This window comes from Pseudarthrobacter sp. L19 (assembly GCF_050859435.1).
Lineage (GTDB): Bacteria > Actinomycetota > Actinomycetes > Actinomycetales > Micrococcaceae > Arthrobacter.
The window spans coordinates 2,146,094-2,167,770 of record NZ_CP193935.1; the positions used below are offsets into that span (position 1 = coordinate 2,146,094).

Genomic DNA, 21,677 nt, shown 5'->3' on the forward strand with positions numbered 1-21,677 from the left:
CGAGACCACAGGATGACTGGTTACATAGAGCCCTCACCTCTGTTCCGGTAGCGCATAGATAGTAGGTTCACCCCGCGTGACGCCTAAAACAAGAACGCCAGAACAAGAACGAGGCAAACACCGTGCGTACGTACACCCCGAAGCCCGGCGATATCAACCGCCAGTGGCACGTCATTGACGCCACCGACGTTGTCCTTGGTCGTCTTGCCAGCCAGACCGCAATCCTGCTGCGCGGCAAGCACAAGGCCACCTTTGCGTCCCACATGGACATGGGCGACTTCGTCATCATCATCAACGCTGAGAAGGTTGCCCTGACCGGCGCCAAGCTGGAGCAGAAGCGCGCTTACCGCCACTCCGGCTACCCGGGCGGCCTGACCTCCGTCAACTACGCGGAGCTGCTGGAGACCAACCCGGTCCGCGCCGTGGAGAAGGCCATCAAGGGCATGCTCCCGAAGAACTCCCTTGCTGCTCAGCAGCTGGGCAAGCTGAAGGTTTACCGCGGTGCGGAGCACCCGCACGCCGCCCAGCAGCCCAAGACTTTCGAAATTACCCAGGTCGCCCAGTAGTCCTGGCCACCAAACAACTTATTAATACAAGGAGAACCGTGGCTCAGAACGAAGAGACCACCGAAGCCGTCGAGGCTGAGGAAAACCTGACCAGCTACACCTCGGAGAGCGGCGCTGCTGATGCAGCCGCTCCGAAGAAGGAACGTCCGGCACTGACCGTCGCTGGCGCAGCTGTTGGCCGCCGCAAGGAAGCCGTTGCACGCGTTCGCGTCGTGCCGGGCTCCGGCAAGTGGACCATCAACGGCCGCGAGCTGTCGAACTACTTCCCGAACAAGCTGCACCAGCAGGACGTCAACGAGCCCTTCAAGATCCTCGATCTCGAAGGCGCCTACGACGTCATCGCCCGCATCCACGGCGGTGGCCCCTCCGGCCAGGCCGGTGCACTGCGCCTCGGCATCGCCCGTTCGCTGAACGAGATCGACGTCGAGAACAACCGCGCCACCCTGAAGAAGGCTGGCTACCTCACCCGTGATGCCCGCGTCATCGAGCGTAAGAAGGCCGGTCTCAAGAAGGCCCGTAAGGCTCAGCAGTACTCCAAGCGCTAAACGGCGCCTGCTTTGGAAGCCCGTCCCGCACGCGCGGGGCGGGCTTCCGTCGTTGTTGGCTCCGGACGGGGGCGGCACGGTCCCGGCCCATCGACTAAACTCAGACACGATGTCTAGATTATTTGGAACAGATGGTGTCCGGGGCCTTGCCAATGGCCTGTTGACCGCGGAACTGGCGATGCAGCTGGCACAGGCCGCCGCCGTCGTGCTCGGGCACGACCGCAACACGGGCCAGGGGCGGCCGCGCGCCGTCGTGGCACGTGACCCGCGGGCCAGCGGCGAGTTCATCGCCGCCGCCGTGGAGGCGGGGCTGTCCAGCTCCGGCATCGACGTTTACGACGCCGGTGTCCTCCCAACCCCGGCGGCCGCCTATCTGGTGGCGGACCTCAACGCCGACTTCGGCGTAATGATTTCCGCGTCGCACAATCCGGCGCCGGATAACGGCATCAAGTTCTTCGCCCGCGGCGGCCAGAAGCTCCCCGACGACGTCGAGGACGCGATCGAAGCCCGACTCTCCGAAGAGCCGCTCCGTCCGGTGGGCGCCGACGTAGGCCGTATCCAGCGCTTCTCCGACGCCGAGGACCGCTACATCGTTCACCTGCTCGGCACGCTTCCGCACCGCCTCGAGGGACTCAAGGTTGTCGTGGACTGCGCCCATGGCGCGGCCAGCGGCTGCTCACCCGAGGTGTTCAAGACCGCCGGCGCCGAAGTCATCACCATCGGCGCTGAGCCGGACGGCATCAACATCAACGACGGCGTCGGATCCACCCACCTCTCCCCGCTCAAGGCTGCCGTCGTGGCGCACGGGGCAGACCTCGGCATCGCGCACGACGGCGACGCGGACCGCTGCCTGGCCGTTGACCATGAGGGCACCGAAGTCGACGGCGACCAGATCATGGCGATCCTCGCCCTGGCCCTCAAGGACGCCGGGAAACTCAAGGACGATGTCCTGGTGGCCACGGTCATGAGCAACCTCGGCCTCAAGCTGGCCCTCCGCGGCGCCGGCATCGAGCTGAAGGAAACGGGTGTGGGGGACCGGTACGTCCTTGAAGCCATGCGCGACGGCGGGTTCAGCCTGGGTGGTGAACAGTCCGGCCACGTCATTTTCGCCGATCACGCCACCACGGGCGACGGTGTCCTCACCGGCCTCCAACTTGCCGCGCAGGTGGCCTTGACGGGGCGTCCACTCAAGGACCTCGCCACGGTCATGACCAAGCTTCCCCAGGTGCTGATCAACGTCCGCGACGTCGACCGCAGCCGGGTCAATGGCGACGCGGCCGTCGCCGCTGCCGTGGAAGCTGCCGAGGCCGCGCTGGGCGACACGGGCCGGGTGCTGCTGCGTCCCTCGGGTACCGAGCCGGTGGTTCGCGTCATGGTCGAAGCAGGGGACCATGAAACCGCAGAACGGGTGGCCGGGGAATTGGCCGAGGTGGTTCGGACCGAGCTCGCACTGGCGCTGGCCGGCGACTAACGACCACGCGGAGCAGATTTCGTCGGCCTGCCTCGATCAGAGGTAGGCCGGCGCGGCTTCCAGGCCGAAGTATTCCTCCAACGTGGGGACACCCCTGGCGGCCATGTCGCCGGCGGCCTCCACTCCGATGTAGCGCAGGTGCCAGGACTCGTAGTAGTAGCCGGTGGTCTCGTGGTACATCCATGGATATCGAACGATGAAGCCGAAGCGGTGGGCGTTGGCCTTCGCCCAGACGGCCGCGGGTTGCTCTGCGAAGCACGGCTGGAAGCTGCAGGCGCCCCCGCCGTCGCCAATATCAAACGACCAGCCCGTCTGGTGCTCGGAGAAGCCCGGCCGGGCCGATGCGGTGTCCGCCTCCGCTTGTCCCCGGGTCGCGACGTAGCCGTTGTAGGTCGAGGTCTGGGTGACAAAGGATCGGTACCCGCTGGCCAGGGTCATCACCACGCCGGCCGTTGCGGCCGCGGCGAACATCCGCTCCGCTGCAGCCGCCGTCGTGCTGTTCAGGAGGGCGGCCTCGCCGGACACCGCCAAGCGGACCGCGGGCTGAACCAGATCCGGCGGGATGAAGGTCGCGGGGGAGAGCGGCCGGTGCTTGTTGACCACCACCCACGGGCTGGCGGGATCTGTCAGGGAGTGCTGCGGCCCGGGCGCGGAAGCCGCAGGCGACGATGGTGCCGGGGCGGTCGCCGACGGTGTGGTGGGCTCCGGACTTGCCGAGGGCGTCGCCGTCGGCGTCGTTTCCGGGGAGGAGCTGACCGGGGTGGTAGCCGGTGTTGATGGCACGCCCGTGCCGGACGCCGACGGCGAGGATCGGACGGAGGGCTCGCAGGCTGTCAGGGCGGCGGCGGTTACTGGGACGGCAGCCGCAGCCAGAAGGCCGCCGAAGCGCCGGCGGCTGAAAAGCCCCTCAAGCCCATCTTCGCCCGGTATATAGCCCACCCGTGCTAGACCTTGCGGAGCAACATGCGGCGGATCGAGTGGTCAGCATCCTTCGTGAGCACCAGCTGTGCCCGGCCCCGGGTCGGGAGGACGTTTTCCACCAGGTTCGGCTCGTTGATCCGCTTCCAGATCCCACGGGCCGTCTCCTCGGCCTCGGCGTCGGAGAGCGTGGCGTACCGGTGGAAGTAGGACTCCGGCTGGGCGAACGCGGTGGTGCGCAGCTTGCGGAACCGGTCCACGTACCATTCCTCGATGTAGGAGGTCTTGGCGTCCACGTAGATCGAGAAGTCGAAGAAGTCGCTCAGTGCCAGGCCCTGGCGGCCGTCATAGCGCGGGCGGGCGGGGGCGAGGACGTTCAGGCCCTCCACGATCAGCACGTCCGGCCGGCGGACCACCACTTCCTTGCCGGGGACGATGTCGTAGGTGACGTGCGAGTACCACGGGGCCCGGACTTCCTCCGCTCCGCCCTTGACCTCGCTGACAAAACGCAGGAGGCCGCGGCGGTCGTAGGACTCCGGGAATCCCTTGCGGTCCAGCAGTTGTCGCCGCTTTAGCTCGGCAAGGGGATAGAGGAAGCCGTCCGTCGTGATGAGTTCCACATTGGGCGTGCCGGGCCAGCGGCGCAGCATTTCCCGCAGCACACGGGCAATGGTGGACTTGCCCACGGCCACCGAGCCGGCGACGCCGATCACGAAGGGGGTGCGGCGGGTCGTCTCACCCAGAAACGTGGTGGTGGCCGCGTGCAGCTGATTGGCGGCCTCAACATAGAGGTGCAGCAGCCGGGAAAGCGGGAGGTACACCTCGCGGACTTCCCGCATGTCCAGCGGGTCGCCGAGGCCGCGGAGCCGGAGGACGTCCTCTTCGTTGAGGGGCTGCTCCATTTGGGCAGCGAGCCGGGACCAGGTTTGCCGGTCCAGCTCCACGAACGGGGAGACGCCCTCGCCGTTCGCATCGTTGCGTTGCGAAGTCACCCTAGAGATTCTGCCCTCGCAGGCGCCCAGAGCGAAATGCGCGCGCCGTGGCGGCGGGCCTTCCGGACGTAGCGATCCATAACGCAGCGCCAAAACCAGATAGGCTTGGGTGCATGTGTGGAATCGTTGGATATGTAGGCCGCCCGGGTGGCCAGACAAGTACTGAGCACCAGGCCCTGGACGTTGTCCTCGAAGGCCTGCGCCGGCTGGAGTACCGCGGATACGACTCCGCGGGCATCGCGGTGGTCGCCGATGGCGCGATCTCCTCGCGGAAGAAGTCCGGCAAGCTCAGCAACCTCATCGCCGAACTCGAGGCCAACCCGCTGCCGGATGCGACCACCGGCATTGGCCACACCCGGTGGGCCACGCACGGCGGTCCGACCGACCAGAACGCCCACCCGCACCTCTCCGACGGCGGCAAGCTGGCGCTGATCCACAACGGCATTATCGAGAACTTCGCCGAACTCAAGCAGGAACTGCTGGAAAAGGGCGTGACCTTCCAGTCCGAGACGGACACTGAGGTCGCGGCCGCCCTGCTCGGCGACATCTACCGCAACCAGCTCGGGGGCGACAACGCCAACGGCGGCCTGACCAAGGCCATGCAGCTCGCCTGCCAGCGGCTCGAGGGCGCGTTCACGCTGCTCGCCATCCACGCCGACCAGCCCGACGTCGTCGTGGCCGCCCGGCGCAACTCCCCGCTGGTGGTAGGCCTGGGCGAGGGCGAGAACTTCCTCGGTTCCGACGTCTCCGGCTTCATCGACTACACCCGCCGCGCGGTGGAACTCGGCCAGGACCAGATCGTCACCATCACCGCCGACTCCGTGGAGATCACCGACTTCTACGGTGCCCCCGCCGAGGGCAAGGAATACCACGTCAACTGGGACCCGGCCTCCGCGGAGAAGGGCGGCTTCCCGTCCTTCATGGAGAAGGAAATCCACGATCAGCCCGACGCCGTGCTGCAGACCCTGCTGGGCCGCTCCGACGTCGACGGCAAGCTGACCCTCGACGAGCTGCGCATCGACCCCGAGCTGCTCAAGAGCGTCGACAAGATCATCGTGCTCGCCTGCGGTACGTCCGCTTACGCCGGCCAGGTCGCCAAGTACGCCATTGAGCGCTGGTGCCGGATCCCCACGGAGGTCGAACTCTCGCACGAGTTCCGCTACCGCGACCCGATCGTGGACGCCCAGACCCTGATCGTCTCGATCTCCCAGTCCGGCGAGACCATGGACACCCTCATGGCGGTCCGCTACGCCAAGGAACAGGGCGCCAAGACGGTTGCCATCTGCAACACCAACGGCTCCACCATCCCGCGCGAATCCGACGCCGTGCTCTACACGCACGCCGGCCCGGAAATCGCCGTCGCCTCCACGAAGGCCTTCCTCGCCCAGATCACCGCCGCCTACCTGCTGGGCCTCTACCTCGCCCAGCTGCGCGGTAACAAGTTCCAGGGCGAGATCAAGGACATCCTCTCCGACCTGGGCAAGATCCCGGAGAAAGTCCAGTCCATCCTCGACAATGACGCGCAGATCAAGGAGCTTGGCGAATCCATGGCGGATGCCAAGTCCGTGCTGTTCCTGGGCCGCCACGTCGGGTTCCCTGTCGCCATGGAGGGTGCCCTCAAGCTCAAGGAGCTTGCCTACATCCACGCCGAGGGCTTCGCCGCCGGCGAGCTCAAGCACGGCCCGATCGCCCTGATCGAAGAGGGTCAGCCGGTGTTCGTGGTGGTCCCGTCCCCGCGCGGCCGCGACTCCCTGCACGCCAAGGTGGTCTCCAACATCCAGGAAGTCCGTGCCCGCGGTGCGAAGACGATCGTCATCGCCGAAGAGGGCGACGAAGCGGTCAAGGCCTTCGCCGAGCACGTCATCTACATCCCGGAAAGCCCCACCCTGCTGGCACCGCTGCTGACCACCGTCCCGCTGCAGATCTTCGCCCTGGCCCTCGCCAGCGCCAAGGGCTACGACGTGGACCAGCCGCGGAACCTCGCCAAGAGCGTGACCGTAGAATAGCCGCATGATCGTAGGCATTGGCGTAGACGTCGTAGACATCGAGCGGTTCGGACGGCAACTGGAGCGCACTCCCGGGTTGCGGGACAGGCTGTTTGTCCCGGCCGAGCGTGAGCTCAATACCCGCTCCCTGGCGGCCCGTTTTGCCGCCAAGGAAGCCGTTGCCAAGGTCCTGGGCGCCCCGGCCGGCATGAACTGGCAGGACTGCTGGATCGGCCTGGACCAGAACGGCCCCACGGTGCAGGTCAAGGGCACCGTGCTGGCCGTGGCCCAGTCCAAGGGCGTCAAGCGCTGGCACCTGTCCATCAGCCACGACGGCGGGATCGCCACCGCCACGGTGATCGCCGAAGGCTAAGCCATGATCAGCGCCTATACCGGAACGCACATCCGGGACGTCGAAAGGCGGTTCCTGGACGCAGCTGCGGACCCTGGTATGGGCGCTGTTCTCATGCATAGGGCCGCCTACGGATTGGCCAACGCTGTGGTGCGGGAGCTGCGGGGCCGCGGGCGCCGCCTCTACGGGGCCAGTGTCACCGTCCTCACGGGCAAGGGCAACAACGGCGGGGACGGTCTCTTCGCCGCGGCACTGTTGGCCCGCCGCGGCATGAGGACGACGGCGGTACTCACCGCCGGCGACGCCCACCCGGAGGGCCTGTCCGCCTTCCACGCCGCCGGCGGCCGGTCCATCGCCCAGCCGGACTCCGGCGGGGCAGCCGCCGGGCTGGCGCGCCGGGCCGCCGGTTCGGACATCGTCATCGACGCCATCCTCGGCACCGGCGCCCGCGGCGGCCTGCAGGGTCCGACGGCGCGCTTCCTCGAGCTGCTGGCCGGTGAGATCAGGAACCAGCGGGACCGGAGGCTGGCGCCCGGCACCGGAGCCCTCGTGGTCGCCTGCGACATCCCCAGCGGCATCGACGCGGACACGGGCGAAGCGCACGGCACAGTCCTGTCCGCCCACCTGACCGTGACGTTCGGCGCCGCCAAGGCCGGTCTCCTGGCCGACCCCGGCGCGGACCACGTCGGCCGGATCGTGACCATACCCATCGGCGTTGAGCACGGCCTCGGTGCCCCGGCGCTGCGCCGGCTCCAGGGCCCCGACCTGGCGGCGCTCCTGCCGCACCCGACCCGCCGGGCACAGAAATACTCCCGCGGCGTCCTCGGCGTGGTCGCGGGCTCGGAGCGGTACCCCGGAGCCGCCGTTCTCGCCTGCCGCGGCGCCCTCGCCGCCGGCGTCGGCATGGTCCGCTACGTCGGGCCGCCGGCGGTCGCCGACCTGGTCCGGCAGGCCTGCCCCGAGGTGGTCTGCGGCCAGGACACCGACGTGCGGGTCCAGGCCTGGCTCCTCGGCTCGGGACTCGACGACGGCGCCGGGGAGCAGCTTGACCGGGTCCGGGCCGCGGCCGCCGCCGGGCTGCCGGTCGTGGCCGACGCCGGGGCCCTTCCCGTCCTGCCCCATGAGCTGACCGGGCAGACGGTGCTGACACCCCACGCCGGCGAACTGGCCACCCTCCTGACCCGCTACGGCGCCGACGGGGAACGCACCGCTGTCGAGGCCGCGCCGCTGGCCAGCGCACGGCACGCCGTGTCCCTGACAGGCGCGACGGTGCTGCTCAAGGGGCGACCACGCTGGTGGCGGCCCCGTCCGGCGCGGTATTCAGCCAGGCCGAGGCCACCCCTGGATGGCCACGGCGGGCAGCGGCGATGTGCTGGGCGGCATCCTGGGCGCCTTGATGGCCCAGCTGGCTGACGATCCGGGCCACTTCGCGGCCGCCGGAATCCCGGCCGCGGACCGCTGGGCCGCCGTCGGCGCCATGGCCGCAAGCCTGCACGGCCGGGCCGGGACACTCGCCAGCCGCGGAGGCCCCATTACGGCCACCGATATCGCCCGCACGCTCCCGGAGGTCATGGCCGCGCTGTAACACAACCGACCCCGCCGCGCCTTGGTAATTTAGTAACCCTGCTTACAAGTAGTCTGTCTAGAGATAGTCCGCATCGCACGAGGAGTACACATGGAAGTTTGGCCCGGTACGGCATACCCGTTGGGTGCCACGTTCGACGGCACCGGCACCAATTTTGCACTGTTCAGCGAACAGGCTGAGCGGGTGGAGCTCTGCCTTCTGGCCGACGACCTCACCGAGACGCGGATCGAACTCACCGAGGTGGACGGCTACGTCTGGCACTGCTACCTGCCCATGGTCCAGCCGGGCCAGCGCTACGGTTTCCGCGTCCACGGCCCCTACGACCCGGCCAACGGCAACCGGTTCAACCCGAACAAACTCCTCCTGGACCCCTACGCCAAGGCCATCAAGGGCCAGATCGACTGGGAACCGGCCCTTTTCTCCTACGAATTCGGCGACCCGGATTCCACCAATGACGCCGACTCCGCGCCGCACACCATGCACGGCGTCGTCATCAACCCCTACTTCGAATGGGACGGCGACCGCCAGCTGCGCGTGCCGTACCACGAGTCGGTCATCTATGAGGCGCACGTGAAGGGCCTGACGGAGCTCCACCCGGAGATCCCCGAGGAGCAGCGCGGCACCTACGCCGGCGTGGCGCACCCCGCCGTCGTCGAACACCTCAAGAAGCTCGGCGTGACCGCCATCGAGCTCATGCCCGTTCACCAGTTCGTCAACGACGGCACGCTGGTGGAGAAGGGCCTGAACAACTACTGGGGCTACAACACCATCGGCTTCTTCGCCCCGCAGAACACCTACAGCTCCGCCGGCGACAGCGGGCACCAGGTCCAGGAATTCAAGGCCATGGTCCGGGACCTGCACCGCGCCGGCATCGAGGTCATCCTCGACGTGGTCTACAACCACACCGCTGAAGGCAACCACCTGGGCCCCACGCTGTCCTTCAAGGGCATCGACAACCAGGCCTACTACCGCCTGGTTGATGGCGACCTCAAGCACTACATGGACTACACCGGCACCGGTAACTCCTTGAACGTCCGACACCCGCACTCGCTGCAGCTGCTGATGGACTCGCTGCGCTATTGGGTCACCGAGATGCACGTCGACGGCTTCCGCTTCGACCTCGCCTCCACCCTGGCCCGCGAGTTCTATGACGTCGACAAGCTCTCCACCTTCTTCGAACTCATCCAGCAGGACCCAATCGTCTCGCAGGTTAAGCTCATCGCCGAGCCCTGGGACGTCGGCCCCGGCGGCTACCAGGTGGGCAACTTCCCGCCGCAGTGGACCGAATGGAACGGCAAATACCGGGACACCGTGCGCGACTTCTGGCGTGGCGAACCCTCCACGCTGGGCGAATTCGCGTCCCGGCTGACCGGCTCCGCGGACCTCTACGAGAGCTCCGCCCGCCGGCCGGTGGCCTCCATCAACTTCGTCACCGCCCACGACGGCTTCACCATGCGGGACCTCGTGTCCTACAACGAGAAGCACAACGAGGCCAACGGCGAGGGCAACAACGACGGCGAGTCCCACAACCGCTCCTGGAACTGCGGCATCGAGGGTGACACCGACGACGAGACCGTACTGGCACTGCGCGCCCGCCAGCAGCGCAACTTCATCGCCACCCTGCTGCTCTCCCAAGGCGTCCCCATGCTGTTGCACGGCGACGAACTCGGCCGCACCCAGCAGGGCAACAACAACACCTACTGCCAGGACTCCGAGCTCAGCTGGGTCCACTGGGAGGCGATGGACCAGCCGCTGGTGGAATTCACCGCCTTCGTGAACAAGCTCCGCCACGACCACCCGACCTTCCGCCGCAGCCGCTTCTTTGACGGCCGCCCGGTGGTCCGCGGTGAGGGTGAGAAGCTGCCGGACATCGTCTGGCTCAAGACCGACGGCACGGGCATGCTCCCGGAGGACTGGGGGAGCGGCTTCGGCCGGACCATCGGTGTGTTCCTCAACGGCCACGGCATCCAGGAACAGGACTCCCGCGGCCGGCGCATCACGGACGACAGCTTCCTCATGGCCTTCAACGCCCACGACGACGGCGTCGACTTCGTCCTGCCGCCGGACGAGTACTCCCCGAACTGGGAGGTCCTCATCGACACCGCAGCCCAGGCCGACGACTACGAGCCGCTGAAGGCCGGGACCACCCTGACCCTCGCCGCCAAGTCCATGGTGGTGCTGCGTGCCTACTCCGGCCCCGAGGTGGAGGTCGACTACTCCGCCGCCGCGTCGCTGGCCGCCCGCGCCGCCGACGAGGAAGCCCAGGAAGAGATGGTTCAGGCCCAGACCAAGGCCGCCGACGAGAGCGAAGCGAAGGCCACCCAGGCATGAAAACACCGATTTCCACGTACCGGCTGCAAATCCGGTCCGGCTTCACCCTGCAGGACGCCGCCGCCCAGGTCCCGTACCTGACGTCACTCGGCGTCGACTGGATCTACCTCTCACCCATCCTGACCGCGGAGAAGGGATCGGACCACGGGTACGACGTCACCGACCCCTCCAGCGTCGACCCCGACCGCGGCGGACCCGAGGGCCTCGCCGCTGTCTCCCGCGCCGCCCGCGAGGCCGGCGTGGGCGTGCTGGTGGACATCGTGCCCAACCACGTCGGCGTTGCCACCCCGGTCCAGAACCCGTGGTGGTGGTCCCTGCTCAAGGAAGGCCGCCAGTCGCCGTACGCCCCGGCGTTCGACGTCGACTGGGACTTCGGCGGCGGACGCATCCGCATCCCCGTCCTCGGTGAGGACACCGACGTCGACGCCCTGGAGGTCCGCGACGGCGAACTCCGGTACTACGACCACCGGTTCCCCCTCGCCGAAGGCACCTACACAGAGGGCGATGACCCCCGCGCGGTGCACGACCGGCAGCACTACGAACTGGTGGGCTGGCGCCGCGCCGACAACGAGCTGAACTACCGCCGGTTCTTCGCGGTCAACACCCTCGCCGGAATCAAGGTCGAGGACCCGAAGGTCTTCGATGAGGCGCACGAGGAGATTGTCCGCTGGTTCCGCGAGGACCTGGTGGACGGCCTCCGCATCGACCACCCGGACGGCCTGGCCGACCCGGGCGGCTACCTGCACCGGCTCCGCGAGGCCACCGGCGGGGCGTACCTGCTGATCGAAAAGATCCTTGAGCCGGGCGAGGAACTGCCCGCCGGGTTCGAAGCCGAGGGGACCACCGGCTACGACGCACTCGCCGACGTGGACCGTCTCTTCGTCGACCCGGCCGGCCAGGCCCGCCTGGACGCACTGGACGCGTCCCTGCGCGACGGCCGGGTCCCCGACTACGAAGACATGATCCGCGGCACCAAGCGGCGGATCACCGACGGCATCCTGCACTCCGAGATGCTCCGCCTCGCCCGGCTGGTCCCGTCGGACGCGGGCCTGGGAGTCGACGCCGCGGCGGACGCACTTTCCGAGATCATTGCCGCCTTCCCGGTCTACCGCAGCTACCTGCCCGAGGGGGAGGACGTGCTGAAGGAAGCGTGCGATCTCGCCGTCGAGCGCCGCCCGGAGCTCAAGGACGCCGTCCGCACCCTGCTGCCGCTGCTCCTGAAGGCCGGCCCCGACGCCGGTGAGGAACTGGGCCGCCGCTTCCAGCAGACCTCCGGCATGGTGATGGCGAAGGGCGTCGAGGACACGGCCTTCTTCCGCTACACCCGCCTGGGCACCCTCACCGAGGTCGGTGCGGACCCCACCGAATTCGCAATCTCCGTGGACGACTTCCACACCCGGATGACGCGCCGGCAGGAGCGCCTGCCGCTCTCCATGACGACTCTCAGCACCCACGACACCAAGCGCAGCGAGGACACCCGCGCCCGGATCACGGTGCTCGCCGAGTGCCCCGCCGAATGGAGCGCGTCCCTGGGACGGCTGCAGCAGCTCGCCCCGCTGCCCGATGGCCCGCTGGCGAACCTGCTCTGGCAGGCCATCGCCGGAGTCTGGCCGGCGGACCGGGACCGGTTGCAGTCCTACGCGCAGAAGGCCGCCCGGGAAGCGGGGAACTCCACCGACTGGCTGGACCCGAACGAGGAGTTCGAGGTTAAGCTGACCGCCGCCGTCGACGCCGCCTTCGACAACCCGGCCGTCCGCGCCGAGCTGGACTCACTGGTCGAATGGCTGGACCCGCGGGGCGCGGTCAACGCGCTCGGCGCAAAGCTCGTCCAGCTCACCATGCCCGGCGTCCCGGACGTGTACCAGGGCACCGAGTTCTGGGACCGGTCGCTGACCGACCCGGACAACCGGCGTCCGTTCGACTTCGGCGCCCGCCGGGCCGCCCTGGCGCGGCTGGACGCCGGGGAACTGCCGGACTCCTACCGCGACGACGACGCCAAACTCCTGGTCACCTCCCGGGCCCTGCGCCTGCGCCGCGACCGGCAGGACCTCTTCACCGGTTACACGCCGTTGCAGGCCACCGGTCACGCCGCCGGCCACGTCGTCGCCTTCGACCGCGGACAGGACGCCCCGGGCGCCGTCACCGTCGCGACCCGACTGCCCCACGGGCTGGAGCAGCGCGGCGGCTGGCAGGACACGGCCCTCGAGCTCGCCGTGGCGATGACCGACCAGCTCACCGGCCGGTTCTTCGAGCCGGGCTCCGTGGCGGTGGGGGACCTCCTCCGCCACTTCCCGGTGGCCCTCCTCGCCCCGACCGCATGAGCCCTTCACAGACCGACGCCAACCCAGGGGGAACTACAATGACACTGCCCACAGGCGGATCCGCGCGCTTCGACATCTGGGCGCCGGAGGCGAAGGACGTCGTCCTGCTCGCCGACGGCCAGCGCTACCCCATGACCCAGGCGACCTCCGGCCCCGAGGGCTGGTGGACGGCGGCGGACGCGCCCGCCGGCGACGACGTCGACTACGGCTACCTCCTCGACGGCGACGACAGCCCGCTGCCGGACCCGCGCTCCCGCCGGCAGCCCGAGGGCGTGCATTCCCTGTCCCGGACTTTCAACCCCCGCGCCCACCGGTGGGCCGACGCCGGCTGGTCCGGCCGGAAACTGCAGGGCAGTGTCATTTATGAGCTGCACCTGGGCACCTTCACCCCCGAGGGAACCCTCGACGCCGCCGCCGGAAAACTGGATTACCTCGCCGACCTCGGCGTGGACTTCGTCGAACTGCTGCCGGTCAACGGCTTCAACGGCACCCACAACTGGGGCTACGACGGCGTCCTCTGGTACACCGTGCACGAGGGCTACGGCGGGCCCGCCGCCTACCAGCGCTTCGTCGATGACGCCCACGCCGCCGGACTGGGCGTCATCCAGGACGTGGTCTACAACCACCTCGGCCCCAGCGGCAACTACCTGCCCCGGTTCGGCCCGTACCTGAAGTCCGGCGAGGGCAACACCTGGGGCGATTCGGTCAACCTCGACGGCCCCGGCTCCGACGTCGTCCGCTCCTACATCCTGGACAACGCCGCCATGTGGCTGCGCGACTACCACGTCGACGGCCTCCGGCTCGACGCCGTGCACGCCTTCAAGGACGAACGCGCCGTCCATTTGCTGGAGGACTTCGGCGCGCTCGCCGACGCCGTCGCCGCCGAAACCGGCCGGCCCGCCACCATGATCGCCGAGTCCGACCTGAACAACCCGCGCCTGCTGTACCCCCGGGACGCGAACGGCTACGGCCTGGCCGGTCAGTGGAGCGACGACTTCCACCACGCCGTGCACGTCAACGTCAGCGGCGAAACCACCGGCTACTACGAGGACTTCGGCTCCCTGGGCGCACTGGCGAAGGTGCTGGAGAAGGGCTTCTTCCACGACGGCAGTTACTCCAGCTTCCGCGAACGGCACCACGGCCGGCCGATCAACACCGGCCTGGTCCACCCCGCCGCGCTAGTGGTCTGCAACCAGAACCACGACCAGATCGGCAACCGGGCCACCGGCGACAGGCTCTCCCAGACCCTGGGCTACGGGCAGCTGGCCCTGGCCGCCGTCGCCACCCTCACCGGCCCGTTCACCCCGATGCTGTTCATGGGCGAGGAATACGGCGCCAGCACGCCCTGGCAGTTCTTCACCTCCCACCCGGAACCGGAACTGGGCAAGGCCACCGCCGAGGGCCGGATCAAGGAATTCGAACGCATGGGCTGGGACCCCGACGTCGTCCCCGACCCCCAGGACCCGGAGACGTTCACCCGCTCCAAGCTGAACTGGGCCGAGGCCTCCGAGGGAGACCACGCCCGGCTCCTGGCCCTCTACCGGGAACTCATCGCCCTGCGACGCTCGACGCCGGACCTCACCGACGGCGGGTTCGCGGACACCGCCGTCGACTTCAGCGAGGACGAAGGCTGGCTGCTGCTGCGCCGCGGCGGTACCGAGGTCGCCCTGAACTTCTCCGCCGAGGCCCGGACCGTGCCGGTCGCCGGGTCATCTCTGCGGCTCGCCACGGACGACGCCGTCGCCCTCGAAGGCGGGACGTTGAGCCTGCCCGGCCACAGCGCCGGCATCCTCGCGTCCCGGTCCTAACGTCAGAACGGAAGGAAGCCCATGACCTACACCGCAGCGGAAAACCGCTACGACACGATGCCCTACCGCCGGGTCGGGCGCAGCGGCCTGAAACTGCCGGCCATCTCACTGGGCCTGTGGCACAACTTCGGCGACGACAAGCCCTTCGAGGTGCAGCGGGCCATCCTGCGCCGCGCCTTCGACCTGGGCGTCACGCACTTCGACCTGGCCAACAACTACGGCCCGCCCTACGGCAGCGCCGAAACCAACTTCGGCCGGCACTTCCGCGACGACTTCGCCCCGTACCGCGACGAGCTGATCATCTCCAGCAAGGCCGGCTACGACATGTGGCCCGGCCCCTACGGCAACTGGGGCTCCCGCAAATACCTGCTGGCCAGCCTGGACCAGTCCCTGGGACGGATGGGCCTGGACTACGTGGACATCTTCTACAGCCACCGCCCGGACCCGGAGACCCCGCTGGAGGAAACCATGGGCGCCCTGGACCAGGCGGTCCGCTCCGGGAAGGCCCTTTACGCCGGCATCTCCTCCTACACCCCGGAACAGACCCTGGAGGCGGCCCGCATCCTGAAGGACCTCGGTACGCCCCTGCTGATCCACCAGCCCAGCTACTCGATGCTGAACCGCTGGACCGAGAACGGCAGCCCGAGCCTGCACGAGGCGCTGGAGCAGGTGGGGGCCGGGTCCATCGCGTTCTCACCCCTGGCCCAGGGCATGCTCACCGACCGCTACCTCAACGGGGTTCCCGAGGACTCCCGCGCCGCCCAGCACAAGTCGCTGGACACGGACATGATCAGCGAGGAGAACCTGGACCGCGTCCGCGGGCTCAGCCGGATCGCCGAGGGCCGCGGCCAGACCCTGGCCCAGATGGCCATCGCCTGGATCCTGCGCGACCAGCGCAAGGGCGCCCCGGTCACCTCCGCGCTCGTCGGGGCCTCCAGCGTCCGGCAGCTCGAGGACAGCCTCGCCGCGATTAACAAGCTGGACTTCAGCGCCGAGGAACTGGACGCCATCGACGAGTTCGCCGTCGAGTCCGACATCAACCTCTGGGCCCAGAAGTAACCGGTCCGTTATCGAAACGGTGCCGCGGACGGGAACAAACCCCGCCCGTGGCACCGTTGACTAGAATGCAAGGACGCCGCACGGCGTCGTGCCCGCTTCTTCGCCGTCCCCTTCGCGGAACGGCCTCGCCGGGCACCTGTTGGTTCTCTAAGGGAGTTTCGTGTCTGCAAATCCGATTCGTGTTGCAATCGTGGGCGTGGGTAACTGCGCCACCTCGCTGGTCCAGGGTGTCGAGTACTACCGGGACGCCGATCCCGAGGCCACGATCCCGGGTCTGATGCACGTCCAGTTCGGCAAGTACCACGTCAACGACGTGCAGTTCGTGGCGGCGTTCGACGTCGACGGCAAGAAGGTGGGCCAGGACCTCTCCGCCGCCATCCTCGCCAGCGAAAACAACACCATCAAGATCGCGGACGTCCCGCCGACCGGTGTCACCGTCCAGCGCGGCCCCACCCTCGACGGCCTCGGCAAGTACTACCTCGAGACCATCGAGCAGTCCCCGGAGGAGCCGGTCGACGTCGTCCAGGCCCTCAAGGACGCCCAGGTGGACGTCATGGTCTGCTACCTGCCCGTCGGCTCGCAGGAAGCGGCCGAGTTCTACGCCCAGTGCGCCATCGACGCCGGCGTCGCCTTCGTCAACGCCCTGCCGGTCTTCATCGCCGGGACCAAGAAGTGGGCGGACAAGTTCACTGAGGCCGGCGTCCCGATCGTGGGCGACGACATCAAGAGCCAGATCGGTGCCACCATCACCCACCGCGTGATGGCCAAGCTGTTCGAGGACCGCGGCGTCACCCTGGACCGCACCTACCAGCTGAACGTCGGCGGCAACATGGACTTCAAGAACATGCTGGAACGCGACCGGCTCGAGTCCAAGAAGATCTCCAAGACCCAGGCCGTCACCTCCAACGTCGAGGCCGACCTCGCCGCCCGCGACGTGCACATCGGCCCGTCCGACTACGTGCAGTGGCTGGACGACCGCAAGTGGGCCTTCGTCCGCCTCGAGGGCCGCAACTTCGGCGACGCCCCGGTGTCGCTGGAGTACAAGCTGGAGGTCTGGGACTCGCCCAACTCCGCCGGCGTGATCATCGACGCCGTCCGCGCCGCCAAGATCGGCCTGGACCGCGGCATCGGCGGCCCGCTGCTCTCCGCCTCCAGCTACTTCATGAAGTCCCCGCCGGAGCAGTTCAACGACGACCTCGGCCGTGAAAAGGTCGAGGCCTTCATCCGCGGAGACTTGGAGCGCTAAAGCACTTCTTCGCCTCCGGACGCTCCCTCAGATCCGGAACGTTTCACCACGACGCTCCCGCACTTCCGGTGCGGGAGCGTTGTGTTTTCCTGCCGGAGGGACGTTCCTGTCCGCACGCTCCCTCAGGATTGGAGGGTTTCGTTGGGACGCTCCCTCACGATTGGCGGGTTCCGTTGGGACGCTCCCTCAAATCGACATCAAAAGCCTGCGGCGCTTGACGGGCTAACGTAGGCGTTGCGAAGGACACGTTTGATTCTGGACGTCGCGGCAACGAAACCGTCGGCGAGGTCTTGTTTAGTCAAAAGGATCACTGCCCAGCCGGCCGCTTCAAAGGCCTTATCTCGGCGTCGATCGCTGAAGATTTGGGCGGGCTCCAGGTGATGACCGCCGTCGTACTGGATGGCGAGGCGCCGACGCCGGTACCCGAGGTCGGCCGTCGGGGTTGCTGGACTGCCCGGGCGCAGTTCTATTTGAAGCTCCGGTTCAGGAAGCCCGGCGTCGCACATTGCGAGGCGCAGGAGGGTCTCAGGTCCTGAGTCTGCTCCGACGCGCATTAACTCCAAAGCTGTTCGGGCCCGGACGATTCCCTGAAGGTTCGGGTGGCGACCCAGCATCAAACGCAATCCGGCGAGGGTCGCGAACGGCTCGCTCCGGCCCTCCAGGTTCAACCGGGGGACACGAACGAGCTCGTCCCCCATGCAGACCAGCTCAGGCACGTTCAGGACCCTGGCCAAGTCGAGCCACGTCCGGGAGCGCGTACTGATCCGGATGTCATCAACGGTCTCGACCTCGCCGTCGAACGCAACAACCGTGTGTCCAACAATCCCTTTCCGACGGACTTCCGGGAGCGCGCGGGGCTTGCTTAGGTGTAACTCCTCGGAATCGGAGAGCCGCGGGGGCAAGAGTTGGCCGCGAAGCCGAGCGGCCGTGACGTGCGAGATCCACGCCCCGGGGAGGCCTCGGACAACGCGCGGGCGGCCGACTCCAACTCGAAGCTCCAACCTGCGGGCCGGTAGAGCCCCCGACTGACGTGCCGGACATCCGGCTGCCGCAACCTGGCTCTCGTTACTCCCAACGACATCGCGGCCGTGAGGGTGAACGGTCCAGCCTCCAACGACTCCGGCAACTCTCTTCGTGCGCTCATGCTGGCATTGTGGACGACTTGGACAAGCCTCGGAGGAGTTATCCACAGCGGTCCAAGAAGCCGCCGGACGTGAGGGAGCGTTTTGTCGATCGGTGCCGGACCTGAGGGAGGGTTTCGTCGATCGGTGCCGGACGTGAGGGAGGGTTCGGGTTTGGGAGTGCCGGACGTGAGGGAGGGGTTAGAAGAGGCCCACCGGGTTGCCGTCGGCGTCGACGTCCATCCGCATCGCGGCCGGGACCTTGGGCAGCCCGGGCATGGTCATCACGGCGCCGGTGAGGGCCACGATGAAGCCCGCGCCGGTCTTGGGGATCAAGTCCCGGACGTGCACGGTGAAGCCCTTCGGCGCCCCCAGCTTGGTGGCGTCGTCGCTGAACGAGTACTGCGTCTTGGCCATGCACACCGGCATCGAGGACCAGCCATTCTTCTCGATGTCCGCCAGCCGCTTCAGCGCCGGCACGGAGAACTCCACGCCGTCGGCGCCGTAGATTTCCTGGACGATGGTGCGGATCTTGTCCTCCACCGACAGTTCCAGCGGGTACAGCGGGGAGAACCCGTGCGGGGCCTCGATCGCGGCGGCAACCTTCGCGGCGAGCTCGTCGCCGCCGTCGCCCCCGCCGCCCCGGCCCCAGACGTCGGCGACGGCGGCCTCGACGCCCTCCGTCTTGCACCAGGCCAGCAGCCAGTCGAGTTCCTCCTGGCTGTCGGTGCCGAACTTGTTAATTGCCACCACCGGGGTGATGCCGAACTTGCCGATGTTGCGGACGTGCCGCTGCAGGTTTACGACGCCGGCGGCGAGGGCGTCGACGTCGGGCTCCTGGAGCCGGTCCTTGGCCACCCCGCCGTGCATCTTGAGGGCGCGGACGGTGGCGACCACGACGACGGCGGACGGTGCCACGTCGCCCACCCGCGACTTGATGTCCATGTACTTCTCCGCGCCCAGGTCCGCGCCGAACCCGGCCTCGGTGACTATGATGTCCGCCAGGGAACGGGCCGTCTGCGTGGCGATCAGGGAGTTGCAGCCGTGGGCGATGTTGGCGAAGGGGCCGCCGTGGACCAGGGCCGGCGTGCCGGCGATGGTCTGCACGAGGTTGGGCTTGATCGCGTCCTTGAGCAGCATGGTCAGCGCGCCTTCGACGCCGAGGTCGGCAACGGTAACCGGCTCCCGGTCGTAGGTGTAGCCGAAGGTGATCCGGCCCAACCGGGAGCGAAGATCGTCCAGGTCCGTGGCGAGGCAGAAGACGGCCATGATCTCGGAGGCGACGGTGATGTCGAACCCGTCCTGCCGCGGCACACCCTGGGTGGGGCCGCCGAGGCCGATGACCACTTCGCGCAGTGCCCGGTCGTTCATGTCCAGGACCCGCTTGAACGTCATCCGGCGGGGGTCGATGTTCAGCGCGTTGCCCTGGTAGATGTGGTTGTCCACCAGCGCCATCAGCGCGTTGTTGGCCGAGGTGATGGCATGGAAGTCGCCGGTGAAGTGCAGGTTGATCTCGTCCATCGGCAGCACCTGCGAGTAGCCGCCGCCGGTGGCGCCGCCCTTCATCCCGAGGATCGGGCCCAGCGAGGGCTCGCGCAGCGCAATCATCACCCGGTGGCCGGCGCGGGCCAGGGAGTCGGCCAGGCCCACCGTGGTGGTGGACTTGCCCTCTCCGGCCGGGGTCGGCGACATGGCCGAAACGAGCACCACCTTGCCGCGGGCCGGAGTGGCGGCGCCGGTGAGCCGGGCGGGATCGATCTTGGCTTTGTACCGGCCGTAGTGTTCCAGCGCCTCGGGGTTGATCCCGGCGGCCGCCGCGACGTCGTCGATGGGCCGCATGGTGGCGCGCCGGGCGATCTCGAGGTCGCTGGGAACGGGCGCGGCGGGGGAGGTGGGGGCTGACATCGGCGTCCTTCGGCTCGTGGCGTGGATTCGCTGTGCCGGCGGTCCCGGCCAAGCGTCCGGCGGGGCTCCCGGTCAGGGAGCGGGCACCGCCGTGGTGCTTCGTGTTCCAAAATACTGGACCAGCGCGCCCTGATAGCTCTCCAGCGTCAGCGCGGCCGTGTGGTGCCAGCCGAATCCCTGGGCGTGCACCGACGCCGCGCGGCCCATGTCCTCGCGGGTCAGCGGGTCGTCGTGCAGGGATTCGAGCGCGTCCGCCCAGTCCGAGGCCCTGTGCCCCTCCACCAGCAGCCCGGTCCGGCCGTCGAAGATGGCGCGGGAGAGGCCGCCCACCCGCGTGGCGACCACGGGGGTGCCGCAGGCCTGGGCCTCCAGCGCCACCAGCCCGAAGGATTCGCTGTAGGAGGGCATCACGACGACGTCGGCCGAGCGGTACCAGCCGGCCAGCTTCGGCGCGCTGACGGGCGGGTGGTGGGTGACGACGTCGTCCATTCCGGCGGCGGTGATCAGGGCCTTGAGGTCGAAGTCCTTCGCGCCGCTCACGGCGCCGAGGATGGTGACCTGCAGGTCGATATCGGGGCGCCGGGCCCGCAGCAGGGCCGCGGCCTTGATCAGGATCTGCGGGCCTTTCAGGCGTTGGATCCGGCCAGCGAAGAGCAGGTGGAACCGGCCCGGCGGGACGCCGTGGTCACTGCGCGCCTTGGCCCGGAACGCCGGAGTGAAGACATCGAGGTCCACCCCGGGCGGGGCGACGTCGATCCGGTCCGGGTCCGCGTCGTAGTGCGAGACCAGTTCGGCCGCCTCCGCCGCGGTGTTCGCGATCAGGCGGGTGGCGCCGTCGACGATCCGGTGCTCGCCCTCTTCGCGGCGCCGCGGCTCCGGCTTTTCCCCTGACTCCAGCAGCAGGTTCTTGACCTTGGCCATGGTGTGCATGGTGTGCACCAGCGGCACGCCCCAAAGCTCCGAGAGCTCCAGCCCCGCAACCCCGGAGACCCAGTAGTGCGAGTGGATTAGGTCGTAGCGGCCCCGCGGCTGGTCGGCCTTGATCCGGTCAATCTCCGCGACCATCGTGTGCAGCAGCGCGGGCAGTTCCTCCTTGGGAACCTTCCGCGGGGGCCCGGCGAAGACGTTGTGCACGCACACCCCGGGGGAGGGGTGCTCGACGGCGGGCTGGTCCGCTGCGGTGGAGCGGGTGAAAATCTCCACCTCGACGCCGGATTCGGCCAGGGCGGCGGCCAGGGCCCGGATGTAGACGTTCATGCCGCCGGCGTCCCCGGACCCGGGCTGTTCCATGGGGGAGGTGTGCAGCGAGAGGAATGCGACCCGACGGACCAGGGGCATCGTGGTGTCCTTCCTCTCAGGGTTTGGTTCCCGGCGTTCCGGGGACGTGGATTCGGTAAAACACTACTCCTGCGGGGCCCCGGGTTCCCGACCCGGCAGCTCGCCGCCGGTGCGCTCGCCGATGCCGGCACCGC

Annotated in this window: 15 protein-coding genes and 1 pseudogene; 11 read left to right on the forward strand and 5 right to left on the reverse strand. The window is 68.4% G+C overall.

The window, feature by feature from the left end; translation table 11 throughout:
• Nucleotides 1-122: 122 nt before the first annotated feature.
• From rplM to glmM, 3 genes are all read left to right on the forward strand, one after another.
• Nucleotides 123-566: a 50S ribosomal protein L13 gene (gene rplM / locus ACRQ5B_RS10260; RefSeq protein ID WP_043454696.1), complete on the forward strand. Its 444-nt coding sequence runs from the start codon at nucleotides 123-125 to the stop codon at nucleotides 564-566.
• A gap of 38 nt (nucleotides 567-604) precedes the next feature.
• Nucleotides 605-1,111 carry a 30S ribosomal protein S9 gene (rpsI, locus tag ACRQ5B_RS10265; RefSeq protein ID WP_056737844.1) on the forward strand — a complete coding sequence of 169 codons (507 nt, stop codon included), beginning with the start codon at nucleotides 605-607 and terminating at the stop codon, nucleotides 1,109-1,111.
• Between the two features lie 109 nt (nucleotides 1,112-1,220).
• Nucleotides 1,221-2,582, forward strand: coding sequence for a phosphoglucosamine mutase (gene glmM, locus ACRQ5B_RS10270; RefSeq protein WP_432393646.1), 1,362 nt, complete (start codon nucleotides 1,221-1,223; stop codon nucleotides 2,580-2,582).
• Between the two features lie 36 nt (nucleotides 2,583-2,618).
• Here the strand turns inward: glmM and ACRQ5B_RS10275 are convergent, their stop codons facing one another.
• Nucleotides 2,619-3,512 (reverse strand): M15 family metallopeptidase, encoded by an 894-nt coding sequence (locus ACRQ5B_RS10275; RefSeq protein WP_432398737.1) that lies wholly within the window; start codon nucleotides 3,510-3,512, stop codon nucleotides 2,619-2,621.
• Between the two features lie 14 nt (nucleotides 3,513-3,526).
• The gene (gene coaA / locus ACRQ5B_RS10280; protein ID WP_412883728.1) at nucleotides 3,527-4,492 is read right to left on the reverse strand and encodes a type I pantothenate kinase; all 966 of its coding nucleotides are present in this window, start codon (nucleotides 4,490-4,492) and stop codon (nucleotides 3,527-3,529) included.
• Between the two features lie 113 nt (nucleotides 4,493-4,605).
• On the opposite strand from coaA, the gene glmS reads away from it, so the two are divergent.
• From glmS to ACRQ5B_RS10320, 8 genes and pseudogenes are all read left to right on the forward strand, one after another.
• On the forward strand, nucleotides 4,606-6,498 hold the full coding sequence (gene glmS, locus ACRQ5B_RS10285; protein WP_432393649.1) for a glutamine--fructose-6-phosphate transaminase (isomerizing): 1,893 nt from the start codon (nucleotides 4,606-4,608) through the stop codon (nucleotides 6,496-6,498).
• Nucleotides 6,499-6,502: 4 nt separating this feature from the next.
• Nucleotides 6,503-6,850, forward strand: a complete 348-nt coding sequence (locus tag ACRQ5B_RS10290) for a holo-ACP synthase (RefSeq protein ID WP_290255883.1) — start codon at nucleotides 6,503-6,505, stop codon at nucleotides 6,848-6,850.
• A gap of 3 nt (nucleotides 6,851-6,853) precedes the next feature.
• Nucleotides 6,854-8,414: pseudogene (locus ACRQ5B_RS10295) on the forward strand (NAD(P)H-hydrate epimerase).
• 90 nt (nucleotides 8,415-8,504) lie between these two features.
• Nucleotides 8,505-10,745: a glycogen debranching protein GlgX gene (glgX, locus tag ACRQ5B_RS10300; protein WP_432393651.1), complete on the forward strand. Its 2,241-nt coding sequence runs from the start codon at nucleotides 8,505-8,507 to the stop codon at nucleotides 10,743-10,745.
• Nucleotides 10,742-13,066, forward strand: a complete 2,325-nt coding sequence (treY, locus tag ACRQ5B_RS10305) for a malto-oligosyltrehalose synthase (RefSeq protein ID WP_432393653.1) — start codon at nucleotides 10,742-10,744, stop codon at nucleotides 13,064-13,066. Before glgX ends, treY begins: the two co-directional genes overlap by 4 nt.
• A gap of 38 nt (nucleotides 13,067-13,104) precedes the next feature.
• Entirely contained in the window at nucleotides 13,105-14,874 is a 1,770-nt protein-coding gene (gene treZ, locus ACRQ5B_RS10310) for a malto-oligosyltrehalose trehalohydrolase (protein ID WP_432393655.1), read from the forward strand.
• 21 nt (nucleotides 14,875-14,895) lie between these two features.
• Nucleotides 14,896-15,933, forward strand: a complete 1,038-nt coding sequence (gene mgrA, locus ACRQ5B_RS10315; RefSeq protein WP_432393656.1) for an L-glyceraldehyde 3-phosphate reductase — start codon at nucleotides 14,896-14,898, stop codon at nucleotides 15,931-15,933.
• Between the two features lie 160 nt (nucleotides 15,934-16,093).
• The gene (locus tag ACRQ5B_RS10320; protein ID WP_290255877.1) at nucleotides 16,094-17,179 is read left to right on the forward strand and encodes an inositol-3-phosphate synthase; all 1,086 of its coding nucleotides are present in this window, start codon (nucleotides 16,094-16,096) and stop codon (nucleotides 17,177-17,179) included.
• A 197-nt stretch (nucleotides 17,180-17,376) separates the two neighbouring features.
• Here ACRQ5B_RS10320 and ACRQ5B_RS10325 read toward each other — a convergent pair whose 3' ends face one another.
• The 3 genes from ACRQ5B_RS10325 to mshA form a co-directional block, all read right to left on the reverse strand.
• Nucleotides 17,377-17,895 (reverse strand): endonuclease domain-containing protein, encoded by a 519-nt coding sequence (locus tag ACRQ5B_RS10325; RefSeq protein WP_432393659.1) that lies wholly within the window; start codon nucleotides 17,893-17,895, stop codon nucleotides 17,377-17,379.
• Between the two features lie 606 nt (nucleotides 17,896-18,501).
• On the reverse strand, nucleotides 18,502-20,205 hold the full coding sequence (locus ACRQ5B_RS10330) for a formate--tetrahydrofolate ligase (RefSeq protein ID WP_432393661.1): 1,704 nt from the start codon (nucleotides 20,203-20,205) through the stop codon (nucleotides 18,502-18,504).
• Nucleotides 20,206-20,277: 72 nt separating this feature from the next.
• A complete protein-coding gene (gene mshA, locus ACRQ5B_RS10335) occupies nucleotides 20,278-21,543 on the reverse strand; it encodes a D-inositol-3-phosphate glycosyltransferase (RefSeq protein WP_432393663.1) in 1,266 nt (421 codons plus the stop codon).
• Nucleotides 21,544-21,677: the final 134 nt, after the last annotated feature.

Coding starts and splice junctions, on each gene's coding strand:
- glmM (WP_432393646.1), top strand. CDS start 1,221: ATGTCTAGATTATTTGGAACAGATGGTGTCCGGGGCCTTGCCAATGGC.
- glmS (WP_432393649.1), top strand. CDS start 4,606: ATGTGTGGAATCGTTGGATATGTAGGCCGCCCGGGTGGCCAGACAAGT.
- ACRQ5B_RS10290 (WP_290255883.1), top strand. CDS start 6,503: ATGATCGTAGGCATTGGCGTAGACGTCGTAGACATCGAGCGGTTCGGA.
- glgX (WP_432393651.1), top strand. CDS start 8,505: ATGGAAGTTTGGCCCGGTACGGCATACCCGTTGGGTGCCACGTTCGAC.
- treY (WP_432393653.1), top strand. CDS start 10,742: ATGAAAACACCGATTTCCACGTACCGGCTGCAAATCCGGTCCGGCTTC.
- treZ (WP_432393655.1), top strand. CDS start 13,105: ATGACACTGCCCACAGGCGGATCCGCGCGCTTCGACATCTGGGCGCCG.
- mgrA (WP_432393656.1), top strand. CDS start 14,896: ATGACCTACACCGCAGCGGAAAACCGCTACGACACGATGCCCTACCGC.
- ACRQ5B_RS10330 (WP_432393661.1), bottom strand. CDS start 20,205: ATGTCAGCCCCCACCTCCCCCGCCGCGCCCGTTCCCAGCGACCTCGAG.
- mshA (WP_432393663.1), bottom strand. CDS start 21,543: ATGCCCCTGGTCCGTCGGGTCGCATTCCTCTCGCTGCACACCTCCCCC.